Raw genomic sequence first — 22,420 nt, forward strand, 5'->3', positions numbered from 1 at the left:
AACTCATCTTACGCCGTCCAGATCGATCTGATGCTCGCTTTACGTGTTTCATCCCAACCCCCTGATTTGAGGTGTTGCGACGACCACTTGAATTCACCTTGCACCGTCCCTTTAGCATCTTCTGGCTGTCGCTGCAACCCCTATACCGGGTTTTGTGACTCGGCTAGACAGACCGTCTAAATCTGCGGGCCGGATTACAGGCCAAACCAGTTCATTCCTACGAGAGCGCTCAGGGCACTCTCCAGACCATCCTCCTCGGTTTCTCGGTACGCTGGCCTGCTGCTGTTGTTCCCCAAGACTTTCCGAGTGTAAAAGGGGGAGCTTGGCTTGAGTTGTCTGGCCAGATCACACCACACGCCCGGATACCGGGTTTGTGCCTCAGGTGCTACCCTTTCGTCATGCCTCTACTCGACACCGTCCGCAACCTGGCCCCTTACCTCCAGTCTTGGCTGGAATACCAGCGCGATCTGGCACGGGTGCCGGGCGTACAGGTGGCGGTGCGGGTCGGGGGTGAGCTGGCGGCGTCGTTTGCGCTGGGCGTGGCGAACGAGGCCATCGGGCAACGGCTCACCCCGCAGCATCTCTTCCGGATCGCCTCACACTCCAAGACCTTCACGGCCACAGCTATCTTCCAGCTGGCCGAAACCGGAAAGTTGCGCTTGGACGATTTGGCGGGTCGCTGGCTGCCGGAACTGGCGGGATCGCCCGCAGCGGAACTGACAGTGCGGGCTTTGCTGGGGCATCAGTCCGGCATCAACCGCGATGGGGCCGACAGCGACTACTGGCAGCAGCTCCACGATTTTCCTGACCGCGACGCTCTGGTGGCCCTGTGCCGGGCAGACGCCGTGTTCCCGCAGAATCAGTTCTTCAAGTACTCGAACATGGGCTACTCCCTGCTGGGCCTGATCATCGAGGCGGCCAGCGGCCAGACCTATGAGGACTACGTGGCCGCGCACATCACCGGGCCGCTCGCGCTGACCAACTTGGGGCCGGAACTGCCGCGAGAACGCGAAACTGAGCTGGCCGCCGGACACAGCGGACGGCTGGCAGGCAACGATGCCCGGCGGGTACTGCCGTCCACAGACACGCGGGCGATGGCAGCGGCCACGGGTTTTTACGGCACGGCGGAGGATGTCACGGCCTATTTTGCCGCGCACGCGCTGGGACGCGGCGAACTGCTCACGGACGCGTCCAAACGTTTGATGCAGCGCAAAGAATCCGAGATCAAGCGCCCTGCTGAGCGCTGGTACGGGCTGGGACTCTTCGTCGAGAAGATCGGGGGCCGCACGGTCGTGGGCCATTCGGGCGGCTTTCCTGGGCACATCACGCAGTCGTGGCTCGATCCGGAATCTGGCCTGAGCGTGTCCGTCCTCACGAACTGTCTGGGCGGCCCCGCCACCGAATGGGCGACGAACCTCATCAAGCTGATTGATCTGGCGGTGAACGCGCCCCAGAAAAAGATTGCCGACGCGCCGGGCTTTGATCTGGACACTTACACTGGCCGGTTTGCCACCGACTGGGGCGTATTCGACCTGGTCAATCTGGGAGGCCGCTTGGTGTCTCTGACGCCGCAGGGCGACTCTGCCATGAGCGCCACGGAACTGACTGTGGTGGACGCCGATACGCTGATGCCTGAACCGGAAGCCGGCTTCAGTGCAGTCGGTGAGCCGTTTGAGTTTCATCGCACGGCGGCGGGCGATATCGAGTGGGTGCGTCAGGGCGGCGGGCGGGCCTGGCCCGTCGCGGCGTACCGGCAGCGTGTGGGCCTCGCCCCACTGCCCTGAGCAGTGACGTAAATGGCCAGCTCCATCCAGCTCCTGACCTGCGCTGAAACTGACCGGCACAGCTGCGAACAGACGCTCAGTGACGCACTTTCAACTGGCTGACGGTTCGATCAGCCGCACTTCTACCCGGTTGCGGCCCCCATTCTTGGCCGCGTAGAGCGCGTCATCAGCGGCCCGGATCACGTCTTGTAGCAGCGTCGTGGGTTCCAACCGGGCAACAGCGGCTCCCAGACTGACGGTCAGGCTGAGCTCAGGGCACACGGTGGACCAGTCGTAGTCCTGGATGGTTCGGCGCAGGTGCTCGCACACCGCCAGAGTGTCGGTCTGGCTGGTTTCTGCCAGGAGCAGCACAAACTCCTCGCCGCCGTAGCGGGCCAGCAGGTCTCCACGGCGCAACTGGCCCCGCAGCAGCCCGGCCACCTGACGCAGCACCTCGTCGCCGATCAGGTGCGAGAAGCGGTCGTTCACCGACTTGAAATGATCGATGTCGCACACCACGATGCTCACCCGTTGGGCCGGTGACAATTCGGACAGCGCCGCGTCGAAGGCCCGCCGGTTGAGCAGCCCGGTCAGCGCGTCCTCATTGGCATGTTGTTCAAGTCGGGCCATGAGTTCGGCGGTCTGGGCCTGGGCCGCCAGCAGGTCACGGTTGGTGGATTCCAGACGGGCATTCAGTTCACTCAACTCGGCATTCCGGTGCTGGGCTGTCAACCGTTCGCGTTCGGCCTGTTCAAGATCAAACCGCACTCTCAGGCTCTGAATCCGCTGATCGGAAGCGGCGCTGAACAATTCCCCCTTGAGTTGGAGATGCTGTTCAATGTGATTGAACGCTTCCCGGTACTGGCCCGCCTGCTGGCAGAGGTTCGACAAAGCCAGGTCAATGGCGCACAGCTTGTCGCGGAGCTGACCCTGCTCAGCCAGGGTTCGGGCGCGGTGCAGGGCGCTCTGGGCGTCCTCCACCTCACCGGACTCGCCCAGCAGTTCGCCCAAACGCAGCAGGCTCTCAGTCTGCCCCTGCTCATCTCCAATCTTCTGGCACAGCTTCAGGCTCCGCTCAAAGAGGTGACGCGCTTTTTCCCGGTTCCCCTGCTGCTGCGCTGCCCGTCCCAGGAGCAGATCGAGACCGGCTAGGCTGGCTTGATCTCTGGTCTCCATCAGCAGGCGGGCCTTTAAGTACATGGTCTCGGCTTCCGGAAACTGCTTCAAACCGAAGTGAGCGTATCCAGCGTTTTGGAACACCAGGGCGTCCAGCATGGGGTCTTCCTCAGCTTGTACGTTCAGGCAGGCGAGGGCGGCCTCCAACGCGTCGTTATACCCCCCTATCTCGTTATAGGACACACTGAGATTGTTAAGGGTGCGCCGTTCCACGGAGAGCAGAGCATGTTGCCGACTGAGGTCCAGAGCCATGAAGTGGTAATGCAGTGCATTGGGATGATCGCTCATAGTGCTGTAGGTTGCCCCGATATTGAGGAGCGCGTTGGCCTCGTCTTCGACATTTTCTAAGGTTACACTCAGGTGCTTGACCTGCAAGAAGAGTTCCAGAGCTTCGACTGGACGGCCCCGGCGGGCCTTCACGATGCCCAGTACGTTTAGACTGTCGCGCTGGCCCTCCTGATCCTCCAGTTCCACGTAGAGGTGCAGCGCCCGCCGCAGTTCCGGCTCCGCCGCATTGAAATTTCCCTGATTCATCAGTCCATACCCGAGATAAAGGGTGGCACGAACCAATTCAGCGGTGTCCAGTGGCTGTTCCAACAGTAGACGCGAGGCGCGAACACATTCCTGCGGGTTGCTGCCTTGGCAAGCCCAGGCCGTGTCCAGCAGCGCCCGGATCTGATCCAGGGAGAGGGGAGAGGCATCGGAGCTGGGAGCCGGCGTGGATGACGCCGTTTCAGGTGAAATTGGCCGTTGGGAGTTGGCGAGATCTTTCACTAAGCGCATCCTGGTCACATCAAACGAACCTCAGAATGTATTTTACTCGTTCCCCCCTCACAGCAACATCTCGGCTGCTTGAAAGAGCATTCAGGTTTCCATCTTCTGCCAGACTTTCCAGCTCCTGATCCAGAACTGCCCTGCCCGGTCATAGGCATACACTTGAGCGTTCCCCTGAAGCTCGTCAAGCATTCCGGTGTCGAGGAACGCCAGTTTGGTGAGCACCTCCGCGTTGGTCGGGCAGTTCGCGACCACCGTGACCTGAATCAGATCCGATTCGAGCGGGCGTGCCGTGCGTGGGTCGATAAGGTGATGGCCGCCCTCCCACGCCCGTTTGAGTGTGCTGGAGGTGGCCACGCCCCATGTCCCTGCCGGACAGTCCAGATACAGCGGCGTGCCACCAAGCGGGTGCGCGATCTCCACGGCAAAAGCCGCAGATTGCCGGGTGATCAGGTCGCCGCCCGCATTGATGAAGCCGTCTCCAGATATCCGGGTAAACGCGCGTTCGGCGATCCAGGATTTCGCCGTTCCGCCCAGATCGAGCCGCAGACCGGCGGCTAGGCGGATCACCTCTGGGGTGCAAACCACTTCCGAGGTGTCCAGCACGGTGGCCGCCGTGCCGCGGCGCTCACCGATTGCCTGCGCGTACCCGGCCACCTCCAGCGCTGTCAGCACTGCCGGAGTCACCAGTCCGGAGGTTTCGCGGGCCACCGAAAGAGCGTGGCCGATTGCCTCAACCAGAATGCCGGGTGGGGCCCGGAGGACGCCCCGGGCATTCAGTTCGGTGAGCGGCGAGGCCTGGAAGCGGGTGAGCAGCGCTTCAGCCTGTTCGATCTCACACGCCGCCGCCTCGGCCCCTTCGCCCTGAATCACGATCTGACTGCCGAGCGCGTGCAGCGAAAGCGTCCGGCTCACCTCCTGCCAGGCACCGGGGGGCCGCCGCGCCTGCTCACCTCCTCTGTCAGGCGCAGCCCGAAAGTGAAGAGAGCGCAGGTGAGTGCCGTGCCGTACAGCACACCCAGGTGATCGCTGCCGGTCAGTACGCCGTGAAGCGTCAGCATGCCGAAGGCTGGATACGCTGCCAGGTGAAGGGCCCGCCAGACCTTGAGGCTCAGCCGCTTTCGCCATCTGGTCGAGAGGTACACCAGGGCCAGCCCATACAGGCCGAGGGTGCCCAGTCCGACGGCGAGCGGCGCGAAACTTGACGCTCCGGGCAGCAGTACGCCGCGCAGAGGCTGAGCGTACTTGCCGTCCACCATCAAAAACAGCCCGTGCGCTCCTCCCATGATCAGCGCGAAACCGCTGAGCAGTCCGTGCCAGCCGTACTGCTGGGCGCGGGCCAGCCAGGCCGGAGCGGAGCGGCTGCCGAGCAGGGCTCCGAAGGTTACCGTGACCGCTAGCGCCAGGTAGGCGACGATCCCGGTGGCCCGCAGCAGCGACCAGGCGAGCGGGCCGGGGGTCAGGTGCAGGGCGCTGAGAACGAAACTGCCCAACAGAAGCGTGCCCAGGGCCAGTGCCAGCAGCGCGTTCCAGCGATTTGCGCTGACGGCATTGGAAAGGGTGGCGGCAGGAAGAGGGGAGCGGGTTTGGGCTGACGGCGTGCCCAGAGAGAACTCCCGCGCACCTTGAACGTTGGGCTTGGTCATGGGTACCTCCGGAACGATTGATACTGAACGGAGCAACACTTTGGAAGGAGTGCCGGGCGATCGGCACCAGGGGCGGTCCGACACCTGCCGACTTGACCCTCAGGCAGAGATCAGCTGAGGACGCATTCGCACCTGTGTGACGGACAGTGCCACGAAGGCGGCCTCCGCCACAAGCGAGATGATTCCAGCCGGCTCGCCCCAGTTGCCGATGTCGCCGGTGGCGTTCGGTAGACCGGTGGTCCGGGTCAGCACGAAGCCGATGATCGCTCCCAGCGAGATCAGGGTGCCCAGTGCGTACCCCTGCCGCCAGTGGGTACTCAGCAGCCAGGCTCCAGCGGCGGCACACCCCGCAACGAGCAGGATGTACATCCAACCCAGGTACGGCGTTTCCCCGAGCTTGCCGGGAATATCCCGGTAATGCATGAACGCGACGACCGTGAGCACAACGAGTGAAGTGAGGCGAATTAAATTCATGGAATCTCCCTGGAAACGGTGGCGAGCAAAACGGAAACTGAACTGGCGGGCGGCAAACAACTCAGCTGGCAGAGGTGGTCGCGATCACCGGGGCGGCCGGTCTGCGGACGATCCTGGGGACAGCCTGGCGGACGAGGGGCGCTGCCGGTTGAGCGCTCAAAGCGGGCGCTGCCTGTGGGGTGAGACGCGGCGTTGTCGCCGACTGGTGCGGTGCGATTGCTGATGGCTCCGGAACGCGCTGGACGGCCCGTACCAGACGGACAGCAGAGGTGTCTTCGGTCCGCCCTTCCTGGTCGGATCCCTCCGATTCATCCTCATGTGTTGACCGGAGACGTTCGGGTTTTTCTGAGGCCGGGTCCTGGCTGACCGACTGGCGCGGCGAGGCCACGACACTGATAGGGGCGTCCTGTGCGGCGGCCTCCCAGATCTGCGGAGCTGGCACCAGTTCAGGCAGCCGGGCCGATATGGGGTCAACCGCCTGGGCAGTCTGCTGCTCCCCTGCCTTGGTGGGCCTGACGTGGGCCAGGGGTGAGTAGATAGCGGTGCCGAGGCCCACCGTCAGACTGAGGGCCATCAGGAGGGAGAGGCGGGTGGCGCGGACAGCATTAAATTTCTTCGGCTGTTTGGGCATGGCTGCTCCTGGGAAGAGATGGGGTGATGGGGTTTTCGCTCGAACCGCTGAAAGTAAACTGCTGAATGCAAGGTACCGGGCCCCGGTTATCTCCAGGTTATGTGGCCCGTAATCGCCCGGTAATCGCGTCCGGGTAGCTTCACACCATGTCCCCAGTTCCCGTTGTCACTCCGCTCGGTGCTTGTCTGTCCCTGAACGCGCGACCAAACCGCGTGCGCCTGAACACATGAGGATTCTGCTGGTTGAAGACGAGGCCGCCATTGCGCTGCCGGTGCGCCGCGCCCTGGCCGCCCAGGGGTATGAGGTGCAGGAAGCCGCCGATCTCACTCAGGCCCGTATGGTTCTCCAGAACTTCGAGCCAGACTTGGCGATCCTCGATGTCCGCCTGCCCGAGGACGAGTCCGGGGGCTTCACCCTGGCCCGCGAGATGAGGAGCGCCGGTTCGCAATCGGCTGTGCTTTTTTTGACGGCCCGCGACACCTTAGTAGACCGGCTCGAAGGCCTGGACCTCGGCGGCGACGATTACCTGACAAAGCCCTTTCACCTCTCCGAGCTGCTGTCGCGGGTGCGGGCCTTGCTGCGCCGGGTCAGCGAAACCAAAACCGACGCTCTGAGCTACGGCCCTTTGCAACTCGACCTCGTGACCCGGCAGGTGCAGTGGCGAGGCCAGCGTGTCGTGCTGGGATCACGGGAATATGACCTGCTCGAGCGGCTGGCCCGCACACCCGGCCGCGTCTATTCTCCGGAGGAACTGCTCGATTTGGTGTGGGCAGGCCGCGCCAGTGACCTCGGCGTGGTCAAGGTCTGCGTTCATCACCTGCGCGGCAAGCTCGGCCCGGAAGTCGTCCGGACCGAGGCACGTGGCTACACGCTGGGCCTGAGCGCCACACCGTGAAGCTGCAAATCCGGCCAGTCAAGGCAACATAACCGGCGCGTTTCCGGTGGCCCAGTAATGCTCGCGTAACAGGTCTGATCTAGGGTCAGGACGTTGAGCCAGACAAGTTCCGGTCGCGATTGGGGCAGATTTCCCTGCATAAAAGAGTGCCGCTCCTCTGCTCATTCGTTACCGCGCCCTGACGAGAAACGTTTCTCAACATGAGGAGAATGCTATGAAATTTGCTCACTTTATGGCCACGCCAACTGGCCGTCTGCTCCGTGCGGCGGTCGGGTTGGCCCTGATCGGCCGGGGCTACTCGCTCGGCAACGCCGTGGTGATGGCGGTGGGGGCCGTGCCGCTCCTGGCCGGGGGCTTCAACGTCTGCCTGATCGCTCCCTTGCTGCACGCCCCGTTGCTTGGCCGGAACGCCGTCTGACCTAAGCTGCCGACCCGCTGGCTGCTAACGATTTGCGACGCTGGTGCGTGCCCAAAGTGGTGCGGCTGATCCTGGCCCAGACCCTCAACTTTCGGGGTCTCGCCGCTTGCCCAGAAACCCCTCAATTCGTCAAACCCTCTTCTTGGTCGCTGATTGTCACCAGACAAGCCGCTTTCCAACAGACATTCCATGACGTTGACTAGCGCCCCCAATTTTTAAGGAGACATTATGAAACTGGTAAATTCCACATGGCTTTCCGCGCACCTGAACGATGAAAATCTCCGTGTCTTGGATGTACGGAGTGACGTGATGCAGTATCTTCCGGGTCACGTGCCGAACGCTGTGCATCTTTCGGATTTCAGCTTGCGTGCGCCCAAAAATGGCGTGCCCGCACAATACCTGAACCCTGAATCTCTGTGTCATCTCTTTGCACTTGCGGGCGTCACCGATGATCACCACGTCGTCGTCTACAGCCAGGGTGAGGGCGTGATTGGGGCCACCATGACCATGTACGCCCTCAATCTGATCGGGCACACCGATGTAAGCCTGCTTGATGGTGGCTGGACCGCGTACCGCAACACTCAGCGTGTATCGCAGCAGTACCCCGCATATGGTGCTGCTCAGCTCACCGTGCGGCCCGCACCGGATGCGATGAGCATTTCACTCGAGGAGTTGAAGGACCAGCTCGCCACGAAGAGGGCGACCTTCGTTGACGCCCGGCCCGAAGGTGCTTACCTGGGCGTAGAGAGTACCTGGATGCGCAACGGACATCTCCCCGGTGCCCTGAACGTGGACTGGCATTCTTTGGTTGAAGGCGCGAACTTGCATCAGCTGCGGCCACCGGAAGAGATCAAAGCTCTACTTGAACTGAAAGGAGTGAGGAAAGATCAAAACATCGTCGTGTACTGCGGCACCAGTCGCGAGGCGTCGATTCTGTATTTCATCCTCAAGCACCTGCTGGACTACCCCCGTGTACGTCTGTATGAGGGCTCCTGGACAGAATACAGTTCGTTTCCTGAGCTGAAGATGGAAACCGGCCGACCAGTTCCAACCGTGTAGCCAGCTCAAGGAGACTCCAGAAGCCGTCTATCAGCGGAAGTTGGCGACATCGCCCTTCCTTGAAGCCTGTTCAATTCCGGTTTCCACCTTGAACCCTTTTCTTCTCCCCGAACGTCATGAGGAAAGCGTATGAGTGCAGCTGAGCGTCCCCCTCCCCAGATCACCAGCCCGCCCGCCACACTCAAGCCCCAACCCAAAGTCAGCCGCTGGGCCTACGTCCTGATCGTCATCGGCGCACTGTCTCTCTTTGACCTGATTGGCCTCGACAACTGGGGCACGCCGCTGGTCATGATCGTGATTGGCGTGGCCCTCATTACGCGCCCGTACTCCTGGGGCCGCCCACTGACCCTCGGGCTGGTGACCGCGACGCTACTGGCGGTCGGAGGGTGGTACGTCCTGCGGCCTGCCGTCACCGGCACCTCGACCACCGAAACCCTCAGTGAGCCCCTCACGGCGGCCCGCGCCGAGATTGAGCTGTCTCCTTCTGTTGGGCAGCTGGACGTCGGGGCGGGCAGCGGCAGCACGCTGATCGGGGGCAGCCTGGGTCTGACCCGCAACGAGCGGCTGGAGCGCCGCACAGTGGAGCGCGGCGACACCCAGGTGGTGCAGTTGACTGCGCGGCAGATCAGGCCGAACATCTCGCTCTTCGGCAATCTCGGCCAGGACAACGCGCACTGGCTCGTGACGCTCTCGCCAGACGTGCCGCTGGCGCTGAAGGTCAACATGGGAGCCGGAGCATCGACACTCGATCTGGCCAACTTGAAGGTCACTGAACTGAGATTCGAGGGAGGAGTCGGACGCGCCAATGTCCGGCTGCCTGCCACCGGACTCGTCTCCGCCGTGATCAAGAGTGGCGTCGGCCAGCTGAATGTCACCGTCCCAAGGGGCATGAAGGCGCGTGTGCGCGTCAGCAGCGGTCTGGGGGCGGTGAAGGTGATGGGCGATTTCTTGCGTGACGGCGACACCTCCGTTTCGCCGGGCTATGCACAGAGCGCGAACCGGGTCGATCTGTACATCGAAGTGGGTCTCGGCGCAGTCAACGTCGAGCAACTGAACCGTTGATGCCCCCTCTTCCTCACCCCAGCCGTAACGCTCTGGAAACAGACTACGGTCAGCATTCAACAGAGGACACGCTCTCCATTGACACCTCAGCGCGTCTCAGAACGACCAGGAGGTCCATCATGAAGACCGACAATCACCTGTTTAGAAACGCCAGCACCCTACTCATCGCCCTGACCCTTGGCGGCATGGCTTCGGCCATTGACTGGCGAACCGGCGACAGCGTGACCGTGGCCAAGTCTGAAGTCATTCAGGACGATCTGTACGTCGCTGGCAATGATGTACAGATCGACGGCACCGTTAACGGCGATTTGTTCGTGGGGGGGCGCACGGTGACCATCAACGGCGACGTGCGCGGCAACCTCTGGGCATCGGGCGAGACGCTGATTCTGGGCGGCAAGGTATCCCAGACGGCCCGCGTCGCCGGTTCCGTGATCCGCGTTCAGAATGGGGCCAGCATCGGGCGCGATCTGCTGGCCGCCGGTTCAGAAGTTGTGGTGGCCCCTGGCGTCGTTATCGGGCGCGACGTGGCCGTGGGCAGTTCTCAGGCCCAATTGGACGGCCGGGTGACCCGAAATGCCTACGTGGGGGCCAACGGCATCGAGGTTGGCGGCGTGATCGGCGGAAACGCCAAAATGGCGGTTGGAGACACCGCTGTCCCGACCGGGAACAACTGGACAACATTCAGCGACCCTGGCCTGCGGTTTACTCAGGGCGGGCGGATCGCGGGCGACCTGACCCTTCAGCGTTCCGACTCCGGCCAGGCGGCCCTGCCTGCTGGAGCAGTGGGTGGACAGGTGACGTATGCCCCAATTAGCGGCGTGACTGTTCAGCCCCGTCCCAATCCGTTCGCCAGCTTTCTGAGCGCCTTTGTCGGCATCGCGCTGGTTGGTCTGCTGCTGCTCTGGCTGGCCCGCCCCCGGCTGCTGGGCGTCTGGGAGAAATTGCGAGCTGCGCCCGCTGCCAGTCTCGGGTACGGCGCTGTGGCCTTTGTCGGTCTGCCTATCGCCGCCTTGCTGGGCGTGCTGGCGCTCGGTCTGCTGACTGGCGCGTTGATGCTGCTGCGCCTCGGCGGTCTCGGCCTGCCGCTGGCCTTCGTCGGAATGCCTGTGCTGCTGGGCGGCGCAACCCTGGTCGCGTGGCTGGCGCTGCTGGGCGCACAGGGCTTCGCGGCCTACCTGATCGGCACTTGGATCGTTCATGCGCTCCGGCCAAAAGGAAACATGGCTCCGGTCGCCACGGTCCTGATCGGTGCCCTGCTTTTGGCGCTCGTCCTCCAGATTCCCGTCTTGGGTGCCCTGGCGACTTTGGCCGCGCTCCTGTTGAGCCTCGGGGCGCTGTGGCTGACCCTGCGCGGCCCACCTCGCCGCCCGGTCGTCCCCCAGGTCAGCGTGCCGCAAGCGACCTGATCCAGCTTAAATCACCGGGTGCTCAGCAACTGACAATTTCGGTTTCTGCCACCTGGGAGGGCAGTTACGGAAAGACAGACTTCAGACCCTCACTCGCAAGGAGAAGAAAATGCAAAAGGCGCTCGTGATCGGTCTCGGCCCGCTGGGCAAACGAGTGATCAAAGAGCTGGAGAGCCGGGGTATCGAGGCCTTGGGGAGCAGCCGTTCACGCCCGGCAGGCTTTACGGGACACTGGCAGGCCCTTGATGCCCGCGACAGTGTACAGGTCCGCACCTGCGCCCAGGACTACGACTTGGTCTTTCTCTGCGCCGCTCCCAAGCTCACGCGCTGGACTGCCGAGTTTGCCGATCTGGTCTCGGGCGTGCTGAAAGGACTGGCGCAGACCAGCACGACGCTGGTGTTTGCCAGCAACATGTACGCCTACGGTCCGCCCAGTGGGACGCTTACTGAGCAGTCGCCCGAACATCCGGTGGGTCCAAAAGGAAAGCTGCGCCAACACCTTGACCGCGCGGTGCTAGATGCTGACCAGGAGGGCGATTTACGCACTGCGGTCGTGCGAGGCTCGTCCTTCTACGGGCCGCAGGTCGCCTCTTCCATGGTGGGAGCCACGCAGATCCAGAGCATGTTGAATGGCAAGGCGGTTGACGCCCTGGGTTCCGTCGATCAACCGCACAGCTTCACCTATATCGACGACTTCGCGCGGGCCATGGTCACGGTGGCCCTTGATAAGGATGCCTGGGGCCAGGTCTGGCACGCCCCAATGCAGCAGGCCATCACCCTGCGGGGTTTCATGACCGCGCTTGGGCAGCCGCTGAGGATTGTGCCCAGATTCCGGGTGGCAGGCCTTGTCATCGTCAATGTGATGGCGTTGTTCAATCCAGACATGCGCGAACTCAAGGAAACGCTCTACGCCTACACCAGGCCGTTCGTCGTGAGCGATGCCAAGTACCGGGCGGCCTTCAACGACGACGCCACGCCTCTGGCTGAAACGTTGCGGCAGACCATGCAGAGTCTGAAAGAGCCGGTTGTCGATCCCTGATTGAATGAATGCTCGGATCAAGTCTACTGATATGTGCGTTTCTAAATAATTTGAATCTGGCATTCAGACCAATAGGGCAAAGCTAGCGCTGACAGAGCGACATTGTCATGGGAATAGAGAGATTTCAGCTCTTTTCCAGTAGCCTGCAACAAGAGTGGTAAGGCTCTTAATTGTTATTCGCTACGAAACACCAAATTCTGGAGGGAATACAAAATGGAACAGAAATCAACTAAGGATTCACGCAAAGACAGCAATTCAAGCCTCGGTATCGCCATTGGATTGACGTTCGGGGCTGCGATCGGTGTGGCATTGGGAAATATCGCAATCGGTGTTGCCTTGGGAATGAGTGTCGGGGCTGCGATTGGTTCGGGCCTGGATAGCCAACATCGTAAAGGCAAAGAAAAATCTGGTGGCGAATAACCCGTGTAAGTGCGCCCGCCATAGTCCATTCTGAACACCCTACACAACTTTTGAGGTTTCTCATGGCATCATCCGGCTCCAGACCTGCCCCGCTCTCCATCCTGAAACGGACGGCCCCCCATCTTGACGCCCGTCGTCTGGGCCTCACCCTAGGTATGGCCGCCCTTTCTGGACTGCTGTCCGCACTGGTGCTTCCACGTGGGCCGACCACCCAACTTCAGGCCCTCGCCCTGCTGGCTGCTGGCCTCAGCATCGGGCTGCTGGCAGGAATCGTCATGCGCTCGCGCTGGTCGCTTTTTATCGCGCCGCTCGCTCACGTCTTAGCTCTTGAGCTGGCCCGCCCTGACCTGCTGGGGCCGACCGTTGGGGCCATCCGCCTGACCGAGATCTACGGGGTGCTGGCGTTCCTGCTGGGGCGCGGGCTGTACGGCCTGGTCGCCTTGCTGCCGATGGTACTCGGGGCCTCCCTGGGCGTGTTCATTGCCAGAAGGAATATCACAACGCGGCCAGGAGCCAGACCCCGCTGGATCGTCCCTGTCCTGATTGTCTCTGTGCTGGTCGCCCTTACCGTGCAGATCGCGCTTCCGGCCCGCACACCGCCCATCCTCGGTGCAGACGGCCAGCCCTTGCCCGGCAGCGTCGCCGAACTGACCACCGTGCGGCTCGGCGGGCATGACCAGACCATCATGATTCGTGGGTACAGTACCGAGAAGCCGGTGCTGCTCTACCTCAATGGTGGCCCTGGCATGAGTGGTCTGCCGTATACCCGCGTGGTGCTGAACGACCTGTCGCGCGATTTCGTGATCGTGGACTGGGATCAGCGCGGGGCGGGCAAATCCTACCCCGCCATCGACCCGACCTCAACTTTGACGCCCGCGCAGGCGGTCAGCGATACCATCGAACTCACCAACTACTTGCGTGCGCGTTTCGACAAGCCGAAGATTTATCTGGTGGGTGAATCCTGGGGCAGCATCCTGGGTGTGCTGGCCGTGCAGCGAGCACCCGAGCTGTTTTACGCCTTCATCGGCAGCGGCCAGATGGTCAGCGTGCGTGAGACTGACCACCGCATCTACCAGGACGTGCTTAATCTGGCGGCGCGCACCGGCAACCCTGGCCTCGCCGCAAAGATGCACAGCTACGGCCAGCCGCCTTACGCCGACCTGCCCTACGCCAATGTCTTCGCCCTGGGCCAGTACGATGCGCTGTACAAGCCGTACACGCCCTCGGCGGCGTACCGGGAGCTTGGGGCCTCGTCCGGCATCGGCCCCTACGGTGTGTTTGGCAGCGAGTACAACCTGATCGAAAGATTTGACGTGCTGCGCGGCTTGATGGACATGTTCACGGTGATGTACCCGCAGATCCAGAACATCGATTTCCGGAGGGACGCCAGAACGCTGAAGGTGCCGGTCTACATTCTTGACGGCACCAGCGAACTGTCGGCCCGGCGCGACCTGACGCTGGAATGGTTCGCGACGCTCCGGGCCCCCATCAAGACTCTGGTGCCCTTCGAGAACGCCGCTCACTCGGTGGCCTTCGAGCAATTCGAGAAATTCGGCGTGCTGATGCGTGAAACGGTGCTGCCCCAGACGTATGCGAACCCGTGAGGGGCGGTGTGCGCTTGTAGCGGCGAGGACATCAGTGAAGGTGCATCTCTCAGGGAGGACAGCATGACCCGCCTTAAGACCATAAAAGCCAAAACAAATAACCGTTCCGCTTTCGGGGTGGGATTCTTCATCAGCACTGGGGCTGGTGTGGGTGTGGTGGCCGGGACTTTGCTCGGCGACCTTGTGGCTGGAATGATGTACGGTGCCGGTGCTGGCGTGATCGTGGGTGCGGTGGTGGAGATGTACCGCCGTCAACTCCCACCACCCGCACCACCTCACACAGGTCAACTGCTCAGGCCAGGCAGTCTGCGCTGGCTCATCGGCTGCCTCATCTTTCTCGGCGTCAGTGCGCTGTTCGGCGGCATCATACTGGTGAGCAGTCCATCCGGCGCGGGGCCGTCTATTCCATTGTCTGTCCTCCGGTATTCCCCGTTCAGCGACTTCCTGATGCCTGGCCTGATCCTGGGGACGGTGTTCGGCGTCGGGTCGATCGGCGCAGTGCTGGCACTGTGGATGCGTCCAGCCTGGCCACTGGGCACGGCACTGACCCGCTTCACGGGTGAGCACTGGGCCTGGAGCGTCGCCGTGGCCCTGGGTCTGGGACAGATCATCTGGATCGTCACTCAGATACTGATGTTGCGCGAACTTAACGTGGTACAGGTACTGTACGGCAGCCTCGGCGTGCTGATCGTGGTGCTGGCCTGTCTGCCGGGCGTGCGGCAGTATTTCGCGCTCCGTCCAGACCTGCTCCTTTCAGGGCGGCCCCGGTGAGGTGGCCAGGATTTGCCAAGCGCCATCCAGTCTGGTTCGTGGCGCTGCTGGAACTCGTTGTGATCGTGGTGTATGGGTTGACCGGCACCATCGCCCACTTTGCTGAGCTGCCCGGTGAGTTCGTCAGTATCGTTGCCAACGTCGTGCTGGGCGGGTTGGCCGCCGGATTGCTGACCCGGCTGGGATGGTGGCGCACCGCCGGATTCAGGCTGCCTGTCCGGCCACGCGATCTGCTATGGTTCGTCCCTCTGCTCCTGCCAGTCGGCTTCAGTCTCGCCGCAGGCACCGAGTTCAAGGGGTGGGTGCTGACCTCACAACTGCTGATCTCGGCTCTCCTGATCGGTTTCGCTGAGGAGGCCATCTTCCGAGGGCTGATGCTGAGTGCCCTGAAGGCCAGGGGGTTCTGGACAGCCGCCGTTGTGTCGTCGGTGCTGTTCGGGTTGTCGCATACGCTGAACCTGCTCTCGGGCAAAAGCGGCGTGGAGATCTTGATTCAGGTCAGCTATGCCCTGGCCATTGGCTTTTGCTTCGCTGCCACCGTGCTCAGGACAGGGCTGATCTGGCCGCTGGTGCTCATTCACGCCCTGATCGATTTCACCAGCTTTCTCGGTAAGGAGGGGGCTTCACCTGCCTGGAATGCCGCCGCTGGCGTTGGCGTCACGTTCGCGTTCATGTCCTATGGTCTGTACCTGATGCTGCACCGGCAAAGCCCAGGCGTGAAGGTGGCCGCCGCATGAGTCGGCCGCATCCTCCCAGCGGGGTCGGAAGATTTTTCGTCCTCACCTTCGCGCTGACGTGGCTGCTCTGGCTACCGATGCTGCTGGCTGGCCACCACCTGATCGGCCCAGTGATCGGCCCAGTGCAGAGTACCCTGCTGCTAGCGCTAGGAACGGCTGTACCCAGCTTCGTGGCGCTGGCGCTGGCGGCCCGCAGCGGAGGCGCGGCGCTGCTGTGTGGACTCACACGCTGGCGGCTCCCCGCCCGCTGGTACGCCGCCGTGCTGCTGATCCCTGCCACGCTGATACTGACGGCAGTGGGGCTGGACGTGCTGCTGGGCGGCACTGCACCGTCCTTTCCCTCGCCCGGACGCTGGCCGCTGGTGGCCGTGAACTTCCTGGCCGTGCTCTTGATCGGCGGCCCTCTGGGTGAAGAGCTGGGCTGGCGCGGCTACGCCCTGCCCCGACTCGACCTAAAACTGAATTCAACCGCTGCTGCTGTGCTTCTCGGGCTGGTCTGGGCCGCCTGGCACCTGCCGCTGTTCCTGCTGCCGGGGACACCACAGGCGCAACTGCCCCTCGTCTGGTTCGTGCTTCAGACCGTGGCCTTCAGCGTGCTGCTGGCCTGGGTCTACCGGCGCACTGGAGGCAGTCTGCTGCTGGTCGTGTTGTTGCACGGCGTGGTCAACACCTTGGCTGGCCCCTTGCGTGTCCTCCCCACAACCGAAGGCACGCTGCGGCCTTACATCCTGATCACCCTGCTCACGGTGGCAGCGGCTCTGCTGGTGAGCTGGCAAGGACAGTCTGGCAGGCCAGTCAGAATGCTCGGCGCTCCTACCGCTGCCCTGGAGGACCGATGAACACAAGATCCCGACACGGCACGCCCGCTTCACCCCCGCGCTTCGCAGAACCGTCTTTGACTTCTGTAAACCGGCACTGGGAGCGCTGGCAACGCACTAGCCTGTGGAGCGCGGCCAGCCTGGCAGGCCTGCTGCTCCTGGGATGGCTGGGTTTCCAGGTCAACCCCACGCCGTTCCCGGCCATCCCAGGGACGGCGGCGACACCATCGTCCATCCCACTGCCACCCAATCTACCTGTACCGGTTAAGCGGTTTTACCGCCTGATCTACGGCGAACGTATTCCGGTGATCACCTCGGCCATCATCACGGGCCGGGCCACCATCCGGCCCATTCCCGGCGGCCCCACCCTGCCGGCCCGCTTCCGCTTCATTCACGAGGCGGGCCGCAACTACCGCCACTACATTGAGGCCACCTGGTTCGGCCTGCCGATTCTGCGCGTCAACGAGTCGTACCTGGACGGCGTGAGCCGCATCGAACTGCCCTGGCAAAAGAGTGAGGGCAACCCGCAGACTGCGCAGGCGGCCAACCTGGGCCTGTGGGCCGAGACCACCTCGATGCCCGCCGTGTTTCTGACCGACCCACGGGTCCGCTGGCAGGCCGTGGACGATGCCACTGCGCTGCTGGTCGTCCCATTCGAACAGGCACACGAAACCTTCGTGGTGCGCTTCGACCCCACCACGGGCCTTCCGACGCTGCTGGAGTCGATGCGTTTCAAGGGCGAAACGGACACGCACAAGACGCTGTGGTCAAACGGGCTTCTCCGCTGGGCCAGCTTCGGCGGGGTCACGCTGCCCAGCGTCGGCACTGCTGCCTGGGCTGATGACGGTCGACCCTGGGCCGTCTTCACTACCGAGAGCATCGACCTGAACACGGACGTGCGCCAGTCTGTGCGGGCCAAGGGGCTATGACATGAAAAGTTTCCTTCACTGGGGCGCAGGCATCGTGCTCGCTCTGCACGGCCTGATCCATTTGCTGGGGTTCGTGGCCTATCTGCGGCTGGCGACGGTCGCCACCCTGCCATACAAGACGACCTTTCTGAGCGGAAGACTCGATCTCGGAGTGGCAGGCACCAGTGTGTTCGGGCTGGCCTGGGGCGTAGCGGCCCTGAGATTCGTGCTGGTCGCCGCTGCCTTCTTCCTGCACTGGGACTGGTGGCGTCCCGCGCTGATCGCGGTGACCCTGCTGTCGCTGGTCCTCACCGTCTTGGACGTTGGCGTTGCCTTTGCGGGCGTAGCGGTCAACATCATGATCTTGCTGGCACTGTGGTTCGGATCGCGCCGGGGTTCAACTTTCTCCCGGTCAAAATTCCCGGCCTGAGTCGAGATTGACCGTAGGCCACTACAGAGCATCGAATTGAAGGAGCCTGAAAAATATGAAGCAGAAGTCAAACAATAAGCTTCCAAGAAACAGCAATTTGGGTGTTGGGATTGCCATTGGCGTGGGTTTCGGAGTTGCTATCGGTGTGGCCCTGAAAAACATTCCCATCGGCATAGCATTGGGCGTAGGTGTGGGCACAGCCCTTGGTGCGAGTCTGGATGGTCAAAGCAAGCGCAAAAGCAAATCGGACGATATACAACCCGAGTAAGCGCACCTTCCATGGCGTCCTGTCTCTACTATTTTTGAGTTTCGTCGAACGAGAGGTCTTCTCCACTCTGATACTCGTATTCTGGACGCTGCCCTGATAAATACCCTAACCGAGCTGCTGTACAGCTCAAGTGAATTGGAGCCGCCATGACCAGCCTCCCCCTCCAAGTCCACCGCGCCTTTCTCCAATCACCCTCGAGGTACTTCGGTTGGGTCTTCGCCGCCTCGCTTCCCTTCTATGCCCTCGGAATCCTCGCACCGCAACTCAAGCGCCTGATCCCTTTTGGCTTACCCATCAGTACCCTGATGATTCTTTGTCCGGCGGGTGTTGCCATCAGTTTGACCTACCGTCACGAAGGTCAGGCGGGTGTACGGCGCTTGCTGGGTCGAGTGTTCGATGACCGAGTTATCCCGAACAAAACCTGGCTGCTGCTTTCCGTGGGCATCATGCCTGCCGCTATGCTGCTCTCTTACGCTGTGCAGCGACTGCTCGATCCGTCCTTGCCGCAGGCTGTTTGGTCACTCACGCTGGTGTTCAGCTTTGCCGTGTACTTTTTTGGGGCAATAAGCGAGGAGCTGGGCTGGACGGGTTACGCGCTCGACCCACTGCAACACCGGTACGGTTGTCTGATGGCCAGTGTGGGCCTGGGCATGCTGTGGTGGCTGTGGCACGTCATCCCTTACCATGTCACTGGACGCTCAACGGATTGGATTCTCTGGCAGGGTCTGGCCACAGTGATGTTTCGTATCATCATGGTTTGGATTTACAACCACGCTGGGCGCAGCGTCCTGACCTCCATCCTGTTCCACGCCGCCATCAACACCAGCATCGATGCGTTTCCCGTGAGCGGTTCCCATTACGACCCGAAAGTCATGGGCCTGATGCTGCTCGGGCTGACCCTGTTGGTGGCTGTAGGCCCGAAGTTTCTGACGATGGTAGCTTCCCCGAAGCGCGTTGACCCTCGATGACCCCAGATTCAATCCGAGGCGTGTTCATCATGCTCGATCAACGCATTCTGGTCGCCTACGCCTCTCATACCGGGAGCACCGAAGAAGCCGTCGGAACAGCCCTTCAGGAACATGGTGCGCGGGTGGACGTGCATCCGGTTCAAGACGTCACCACCCTCAAGCCGTACCGTACCGTGTTGGTGGGGAGCGCCATTCACGCCGCGAAGTGGTTGCCGGAGGCCGCCGAGTTCGTCAAGCGGCACACAACTGAACTCGAGCAGTTGCCCCTGAGCTACTTCCTCGTCTGCGCCACCTTCCGCGAAGATACTGCCGAGCATCACCGTGAAGTCCTGGCGTATCTGGACCCGGTGCGGGTGCTCCTCGAGCCACTGGAGATCGGGCTGTTCGCGGGCAGACTCGACGCGTCCAGGCTGCCCCTTCTCGAACGAATGCTGGTCAAAGCCATGAAGAGCGGAGAGGGCGACTGGCGCGACTGGGAAGCCATCCACGACTGGGCGGGCGGGGTCTGGGAGCATCTCGAGCACGGGGAGGGGGAGGCCGTGGCGTGAACGCAGGCCATCGGGCGTGGCTGGTGGAGATGAGGAGCCAGTCATGCATCACACTTTGCAGAACATTTTTTCGATCCAAGAGGAGAGATTTATGACGATTCGTCGTTTGACACCCGCCGTGGCGCGACGTCTGGGCACCGTCCAGGCCAGGAGCGAAGAGGTCTCACTGAGCGTGCCCGGCGCAGAACTGCACGCGACCCTGACCATCCCCGACAGTGTGGGCTGTCCGCCGGTGCTGCTGATCCTGGCAGGCAGTGGCCCGACCGACCGCGACGGCAACAGTCCACTCGGTGTCCACAGCAACGTCTACCGTAAGCTGGCCCTGGCACTTGAAGGAGCTGGATACGCCGTCCTGCGCCCGGACAAGCGCTTGATCGGTGAGAGCACCGTCAGCGATCCGCGAGAAGATGTTCTGACCTTTGGTACCTACATTCAGGATGCTGAAGCCTGGCTCCGCTGGCTGGGTGAACAGACCGATCTGGCGCAGGTGGGCGTTATCGGCCACAGCGAGGGGGCCCTGATCGGTTTGGGAGCCGCCCTTTATACGCCGGTGAGTGCGTATGTAAGTCTGGCCGGGGCTGGCGAGAGTGTTACGAATCTCATCATCCGCCAGCTTCACACCAACACTGCCATGCCAAGTCCCTTGCTTCAGGAAGCCGAACGGATCATGGTCTCACTACAGGCGGGCCAGACGGTAGCCGCCGTCAGTTCAGAGTTGATGGGCTTGTTCCGGCCCAGCGTGCAGCCCTACATGATCTCCTGGATGAGACTCGACCCTCCAGCTATGCTGAGTCGCCTGAACGTGCCCGCGCTGATCGTGCAGGGCGACCGGGACGTGCAGGTTTCGGTGCAGGACGCCCAGAACCTGGCAGCGGCCCAGCCGAAGGCCCAGCTGAGCGTCATCGTGGGCATGAATCATATTCTGGTGGACGCGCCCGCCGCGCTGCCTGAGAACCTGGCGACCTATGCCCAGCCGGAGTTGCCACTCAACACCGAATTGGTTCAGACCTTGACGCATTTTCTGGACCGGGTGATGAAGTGAAGGCGTTTCATACTGGCGGTGTCCCCGGTTTGTCTGGGGCCCTTCACTTGACGCAGCAATCATGGCCCGGCAGCTTTTAGGAGAATTCAGGGCGCATCAGAACAGTAATGAAGTGGTAACGGCTTCCCTCTAGGCTTATAGCTGTCAAGAATATTGAGCGGACAACGGCTCGAAAGGAAGGTTTGATGAACGTTCAAGACAAGACGACTGTCCCAGAGGCTGCGGCCATCCCTACAGACTCCACCTTTGTGGAAGAGCTTCAGATGAGCGGCGCAGATCTCGTCGGGCAGCTTCGTGAACTGATGAAGGAAGGCAATGCCCGCCACGTGACGGTGCTGAATGAACACGGCGATGAGCTGATTAGTATTTCGCTGACTCTCGGCGCGGTGGCGGGCGGGCTGGTGGCCCTCTCGGTTCCTGCGCTGGCTGCCGTGGGTGCGTTGGCCGCCCTGGCGACCCATGTGAAGGTGATCGTGACCCGTGACGTCCCTGCCCAGGAACCGGTAGAGGAAGCGCTCCCGGAACAGGTCGCTATGACGCCGTGAACCGTTCTGCGCCGAACCCGAACCGCCGTCAGACCCTCAAGATCCTGGGTCTGGCGGGGGCCGGGATCCCTGAACCAGCCAGTCGAGGTGGCGAGTGTCCGTGGGCAATTCGGGCGTGTGCTGGGGCTGGGCCACGCGCCACCGCGACTGCTCGTTCGTTACGGCAACGCCAATCCGGTGCCCCACTCGCTGCGCCGCCCAGCAAAGCAGGTGATGCTCAGCGGCTGACCCTGGACTGCACTGGTATTAAGACCCTGAGTCTGACACCCTGAGCGGCCACTGCAATTGCGGTCGTACCGGGCCAGCCGGAGCCAGGCTGACCGTAGATTCGGCAAGTCACCCACCCAAAGACAATGGAGGGACCCATGATGTGGAATGCAGTTCAACTCAGCTGGTTCTGGCCACTGTGCGCGGTGACCGGACTGATCCTGCTCAGTGTGGGCACCGTGCTGTTCTCACGCTGGCTCTCCAACGCCCTGGACCGTGACCGGAGCGCACGTCTGCCGACGCGTGCCCTGGAACTGGCCCGCGAGCGTCTGGCCAAGGGAGAGATCACTCTCGAGGAGTTTGAGATCCTGTGCCGCACCTTGGCCAAGTGAGGACAGCTTGGCACAGACTTGTCCTCACTTGGCACCGATCCCTGCGGCTTCTGGAAACGGTGCGGCATATCGCTGTGGTCTTTCTCGAGAAGGTCCTCCAGGCTGGCCAGACTCTGTATCAGGCCGCAGCAACGACCCTTCCTCTCGATCGGATCAGCGCGGATGACCTGATGTCGCTCGTGGCGGGCAGCCGGACGCCACCGATGGTTGGGGCGATTGTGTTCCTGGGCGGTGACGTGGAACCAGCGCAATTGCTGGCCGCGATCCGCAGTCGGCTGACGGCGGTCCCACGCCTGCGACAGCGGCTGGTGCGCCTGCCCCTCGGCTGGGGTCGACCGCTCTGGGTCGATGACCCCAGCTTCAGCCTCGCCGATCATGTGTCCGTGGTTGAGTGCCCGGTACCCGGAGGCCGGCAGGCC

Annotated in this window: 27 protein-coding genes; 22 read left to right on the forward strand and 5 right to left on the reverse strand. The window is 62.4% G+C overall.

Translation table 11 applies throughout. From position 1 onward, the window contains the following. Window positions 1-398 precede the first annotated feature (398 nt). Entirely contained in the window at window positions 399-1,784 is a 1,386-nt protein-coding gene (locus FNU79_RS17190; RefSeq protein ID WP_143722024.1) for a serine hydrolase domain-containing protein, read from the forward strand. 90 nt (window positions 1,785-1,874) lie between these two features. Here the strand turns inward: FNU79_RS17190 and FNU79_RS17195 are convergent, their stop codons facing one another. The 5 genes from FNU79_RS17195 to FNU79_RS17215 all read right to left on the reverse strand — a co-directional run bounded on the left by FNU79_RS17195 (window position 1,875) and on the right by FNU79_RS17215 (window position 6,464). Then, window positions 1,875-3,536 (reverse strand): tetratricopeptide repeat-containing diguanylate cyclase, encoded by a 1,662-nt coding sequence (locus FNU79_RS17195; protein ID WP_185974781.1) that lies wholly within the window; start codon window positions 3,534-3,536, stop codon window positions 1,875-1,877. Window positions 3,537-3,803: 267 nt separating this feature from the next. Then, window positions 3,804-4,628 (reverse strand): FAD:protein FMN transferase, encoded by an 825-nt coding sequence (locus FNU79_RS17200; protein WP_225430147.1) that lies wholly within the window; start codon window positions 4,626-4,628, stop codon window positions 3,804-3,806. Beyond that, the gene (locus FNU79_RS19540; protein ID WP_143722027.1) at window positions 4,625-5,359 is read right to left on the reverse strand and encodes a ferric reductase-like transmembrane domain-containing protein; all 735 of its coding nucleotides are present in this window, start codon (window positions 5,357-5,359) and stop codon (window positions 4,625-4,627) included. Before FNU79_RS19540 ends, FNU79_RS17200 begins: the two co-directional genes overlap by 4 nt. Before the next feature lie 99 nt (window positions 5,360-5,458). Then, window positions 5,459-5,833 (reverse strand): hypothetical protein, encoded by a 375-nt coding sequence (locus tag FNU79_RS17210; protein ID WP_143722028.1) that lies wholly within the window; start codon window positions 5,831-5,833, stop codon window positions 5,459-5,461. Window positions 5,834-5,894: 61 nt separating this feature from the next. Continuing rightward, entirely contained in the window at window positions 5,895-6,464 is a 570-nt protein-coding gene (locus FNU79_RS17215; protein WP_143722029.1) for a hypothetical protein, read from the reverse strand. 226 nt (window positions 6,465-6,690) lie between these two features. On the opposite strand from FNU79_RS17215, the gene FNU79_RS17220 reads away from it, so the two are divergent. The 21 genes from FNU79_RS17220 to FNU79_RS17320 all read left to right on the forward strand — a co-directional run. Continuing rightward, entirely contained in the window at window positions 6,691-7,359 is a 669-nt protein-coding gene (locus FNU79_RS17220; RefSeq protein ID WP_143722030.1) for a response regulator transcription factor, read from the forward strand. 214 nt (window positions 7,360-7,573) lie between these two features. After that, window positions 7,574-7,777: a YgaP-like transmembrane domain gene (locus tag FNU79_RS17225; RefSeq protein WP_143722031.1), complete on the forward strand. Its 204-nt coding sequence runs from the start codon at window positions 7,574-7,576 to the stop codon at window positions 7,775-7,777. Window positions 7,778-8,005: 228 nt separating this feature from the next. Beyond that, window positions 8,006-8,836: a sulfurtransferase gene (locus FNU79_RS17230; RefSeq protein WP_143722032.1), complete on the forward strand. Its 831-nt coding sequence runs from the start codon at window positions 8,006-8,008 to the stop codon at window positions 8,834-8,836. Window positions 8,837-8,965: 129 nt separating this feature from the next. Then, entirely contained in the window at window positions 8,966-9,898 is a 933-nt protein-coding gene (locus FNU79_RS17235; RefSeq protein WP_143722033.1) for a LiaF domain-containing protein, read from the forward strand. A gap of 119 nt (window positions 9,899-10,017) precedes the next feature. After that, window positions 10,018-11,304, forward strand: a complete 1,287-nt coding sequence (locus FNU79_RS17240; protein WP_143722034.1) for a bactofilin family protein — start codon at window positions 10,018-10,020, stop codon at window positions 11,302-11,304. Between the two features lie 109 nt (window positions 11,305-11,413). Then, window positions 11,414-12,343, forward strand: coding sequence for an NAD-dependent epimerase/dehydratase family protein (locus tag FNU79_RS17245; RefSeq protein ID WP_143722035.1), 930 nt, complete (start codon window positions 11,414-11,416; stop codon window positions 12,341-12,343). A 213-nt stretch (window positions 12,344-12,556) separates the two neighbouring features. Then, the gene (locus FNU79_RS17250; protein WP_143722036.1) at window positions 12,557-12,763 is read left to right on the forward strand and encodes a hypothetical protein; all 207 of its coding nucleotides are present in this window, start codon (window positions 12,557-12,559) and stop codon (window positions 12,761-12,763) included. Between the two features lie 155 nt (window positions 12,764-12,918). Next, window positions 12,919-14,367, forward strand: coding sequence for an alpha/beta hydrolase (locus FNU79_RS17255; protein ID WP_225430148.1), 1,449 nt, complete (start codon window positions 12,919-12,921; stop codon window positions 14,365-14,367). Window positions 14,368-14,430: 63 nt separating this feature from the next. Then, window positions 14,431-15,138: a hypothetical protein gene (locus tag FNU79_RS19240; protein WP_185974782.1), complete on the forward strand. Its 708-nt coding sequence runs from the start codon at window positions 14,431-14,433 to the stop codon at window positions 15,136-15,138. Next, window positions 15,135-15,875, forward strand: coding sequence for a CPBP family intramembrane glutamic endopeptidase (locus FNU79_RS17270; protein WP_185974783.1), 741 nt, complete (start codon window positions 15,135-15,137; stop codon window positions 15,873-15,875). The genes FNU79_RS19240 and FNU79_RS17270 overlap by 4 nt, the downstream gene beginning before the upstream one ends. Further along, window positions 15,872-16,714: a CPBP family intramembrane glutamic endopeptidase gene (locus FNU79_RS17275; protein WP_143722041.1), complete on the forward strand. Its 843-nt coding sequence runs from the start codon at window positions 15,872-15,874 to the stop codon at window positions 16,712-16,714. The genes FNU79_RS17270 and FNU79_RS17275 overlap by 4 nt, the downstream gene beginning before the upstream one ends. Window positions 16,715-16,770: 56 nt before the next feature. Next, complete coding sequence (locus FNU79_RS17280; RefSeq protein ID WP_225430149.1) at window positions 16,771-17,622, forward strand: DUF6544 family protein; 852 nt, start codon at window positions 16,771-16,773, stop codon at window positions 17,620-17,622. A gap of 1 nt (window position 17,623) precedes the next feature. Beyond that, on the forward strand, window positions 17,624-18,031 hold the full coding sequence (locus FNU79_RS17285) for an ABC transporter permease (protein ID WP_143722042.1): 408 nt from the start codon (window positions 17,624-17,626) through the stop codon (window positions 18,029-18,031). Between the two features lie 55 nt (window positions 18,032-18,086). Continuing rightward, the gene (locus FNU79_RS19245) at window positions 18,087-18,299 is read left to right on the forward strand and encodes a hypothetical protein (RefSeq protein WP_185974784.1); all 213 of its coding nucleotides are present in this window, start codon (window positions 18,087-18,089) and stop codon (window positions 18,297-18,299) included. A gap of 146 nt (window positions 18,300-18,445) precedes the next feature. Beyond that, the gene (locus FNU79_RS17295) at window positions 18,446-19,267 is read left to right on the forward strand and encodes a CPBP family intramembrane glutamic endopeptidase (protein ID WP_143722043.1); all 822 of its coding nucleotides are present in this window, start codon (window positions 18,446-18,448) and stop codon (window positions 19,265-19,267) included. Window positions 19,268-19,296: 29 nt separating this feature from the next. Next, window positions 19,297-19,815, forward strand: coding sequence for a flavodoxin domain-containing protein (locus tag FNU79_RS17300; protein ID WP_185974785.1), 519 nt, complete (start codon window positions 19,297-19,299; stop codon window positions 19,813-19,815). Between the two features lie 91 nt (window positions 19,816-19,906). Beyond that, window positions 19,907-20,857 (forward strand): alpha/beta hydrolase, encoded by a 951-nt coding sequence (locus FNU79_RS17305; protein WP_143722045.1) that lies wholly within the window; start codon window positions 19,907-19,909, stop codon window positions 20,855-20,857. A 185-nt stretch (window positions 20,858-21,042) separates the two neighbouring features. Further along, a complete protein-coding gene (locus FNU79_RS17310) occupies window positions 21,043-21,402 on the forward strand; it encodes a DUF4342 domain-containing protein (RefSeq protein WP_143722046.1) in 360 nt (119 codons plus the stop codon). A gap of 87 nt (window positions 21,403-21,489) precedes the next feature. Then, window positions 21,490-21,630, forward strand: coding sequence for a hypothetical protein (locus FNU79_RS19250; protein ID WP_185974786.1), 141 nt, complete (start codon window positions 21,490-21,492; stop codon window positions 21,628-21,630). Window positions 21,631-21,767: 137 nt separating this feature from the next. Next, the gene (locus FNU79_RS17315; RefSeq protein WP_143722047.1) at window positions 21,768-22,001 is read left to right on the forward strand and encodes an SHOCT domain-containing protein; all 234 of its coding nucleotides are present in this window, start codon (window positions 21,768-21,770) and stop codon (window positions 21,999-22,001) included. A gap of 59 nt (window positions 22,002-22,060) precedes the next feature. Further along, window positions 22,061-22,420: wax ester/triacylglycerol synthase family O-acyltransferase (locus FNU79_RS17320; RefSeq protein ID WP_225430150.1), on the forward strand; the 360-nt coding region annotated here is incomplete at its 3' end.

Source organism: Deinococcus detaillensis, from assembly GCF_007280555.1.
In the GTDB taxonomy this organism is placed as follows: Bacteria; Deinococcota; Deinococci; order Deinococcales; family Deinococcaceae; genus Deinococcus; species Deinococcus detaillensis.

Bases quoted from the DNA above. Each gene is read 5' to 3' on its own strand.
- FNU79_RS17315 (WP_143722047.1), top strand. From the start codon at position 21,768: ATGATGTGGAATGCAGTTCAACTCAGCTGGTTCTGGCCACTGTGCGCG.
- FNU79_RS17190 (WP_143722024.1), top strand. From the start codon at position 399: ATGCCTCTACTCGACACCGTCCGCAACCTGGCCCCTTACCTCCAGTCT.
- FNU79_RS17285 (WP_143722042.1), top strand. From the start codon at position 17,624: ATGAAAAGTTTCCTTCACTGGGGCGCAGGCATCGTGCTCGCTCTGCAC.
- FNU79_RS17250 (WP_143722036.1), top strand. From the start codon at position 12,557: ATGGAACAGAAATCAACTAAGGATTCACGCAAAGACAGCAATTCAAGC.
- FNU79_RS19540 (WP_143722027.1), bottom strand. From the start codon at position 5,359: ATGACCAAGCCCAACGTTCAAGGTGCGCGGGAGTTCTCTCTGGGCACG.
- FNU79_RS17225 (WP_143722031.1), top strand. From the start codon at position 7,574: ATGAAATTTGCTCACTTTATGGCCACGCCAACTGGCCGTCTGCTCCGT.
- FNU79_RS17305 (WP_143722045.1), top strand. From the start codon at position 19,907: ATGACGATTCGTCGTTTGACACCCGCCGTGGCGCGACGTCTGGGCACC.
- FNU79_RS19240 (WP_185974782.1), top strand. From the start codon at position 14,431: ATGACCCGCCTTAAGACCATAAAAGCCAAAACAAATAACCGTTCCGCT.
- FNU79_RS17230 (WP_143722032.1), top strand. From the start codon at position 8,006: ATGAAACTGGTAAATTCCACATGGCTTTCCGCGCACCTGAACGATGAA.
- FNU79_RS17295 (WP_143722043.1), top strand. From the start codon at position 18,446: ATGACCAGCCTCCCCCTCCAAGTCCACCGCGCCTTTCTCCAATCACCC.
- FNU79_RS17275 (WP_143722041.1), top strand. From the start codon at position 15,872: ATGAGTCGGCCGCATCCTCCCAGCGGGGTCGGAAGATTTTTCGTCCTC.
- FNU79_RS19245 (WP_185974784.1), top strand. From the start codon at position 18,087: ATGAAGCAGAAGTCAAACAATAAGCTTCCAAGAAACAGCAATTTGGGT.
- FNU79_RS17255 (WP_225430148.1), top strand. From the start codon at position 12,919: ATGGCCGCCCTTTCTGGACTGCTGTCCGCACTGGTGCTTCCACGTGGG.
- FNU79_RS17215 (WP_143722029.1), bottom strand. From the start codon at position 6,464: ATGCCCAAACAGCCGAAGAAATTTAATGCTGTCCGCGCCACCCGCCTC.
- FNU79_RS17240 (WP_143722034.1), top strand. From the start codon at position 10,018: ATGAAGACCGACAATCACCTGTTTAGAAACGCCAGCACCCTACTCATC.
- FNU79_RS17300 (WP_185974785.1), top strand. From the start codon at position 19,297: ATGCTCGATCAACGCATTCTGGTCGCCTACGCCTCTCATACCGGGAGC.
- FNU79_RS17210 (WP_143722028.1), bottom strand. From the start codon at position 5,833: ATGAATTTAATTCGCCTCACTTCACTCGTTGTGCTCACGGTCGTCGCG.
- FNU79_RS17245 (WP_143722035.1), top strand. From the start codon at position 11,414: ATGCAAAAGGCGCTCGTGATCGGTCTCGGCCCGCTGGGCAAACGAGTG.
- FNU79_RS17310 (WP_143722046.1), top strand. From the start codon at position 21,043: ATGAACGTTCAAGACAAGACGACTGTCCCAGAGGCTGCGGCCATCCCT.
- FNU79_RS17220 (WP_143722030.1), top strand. From the start codon at position 6,691: ATGAGGATTCTGCTGGTTGAAGACGAGGCCGCCATTGCGCTGCCGGTG.
- FNU79_RS17235 (WP_143722033.1), top strand. From the start codon at position 8,966: ATGAGTGCAGCTGAGCGTCCCCCTCCCCAGATCACCAGCCCGCCCGCC.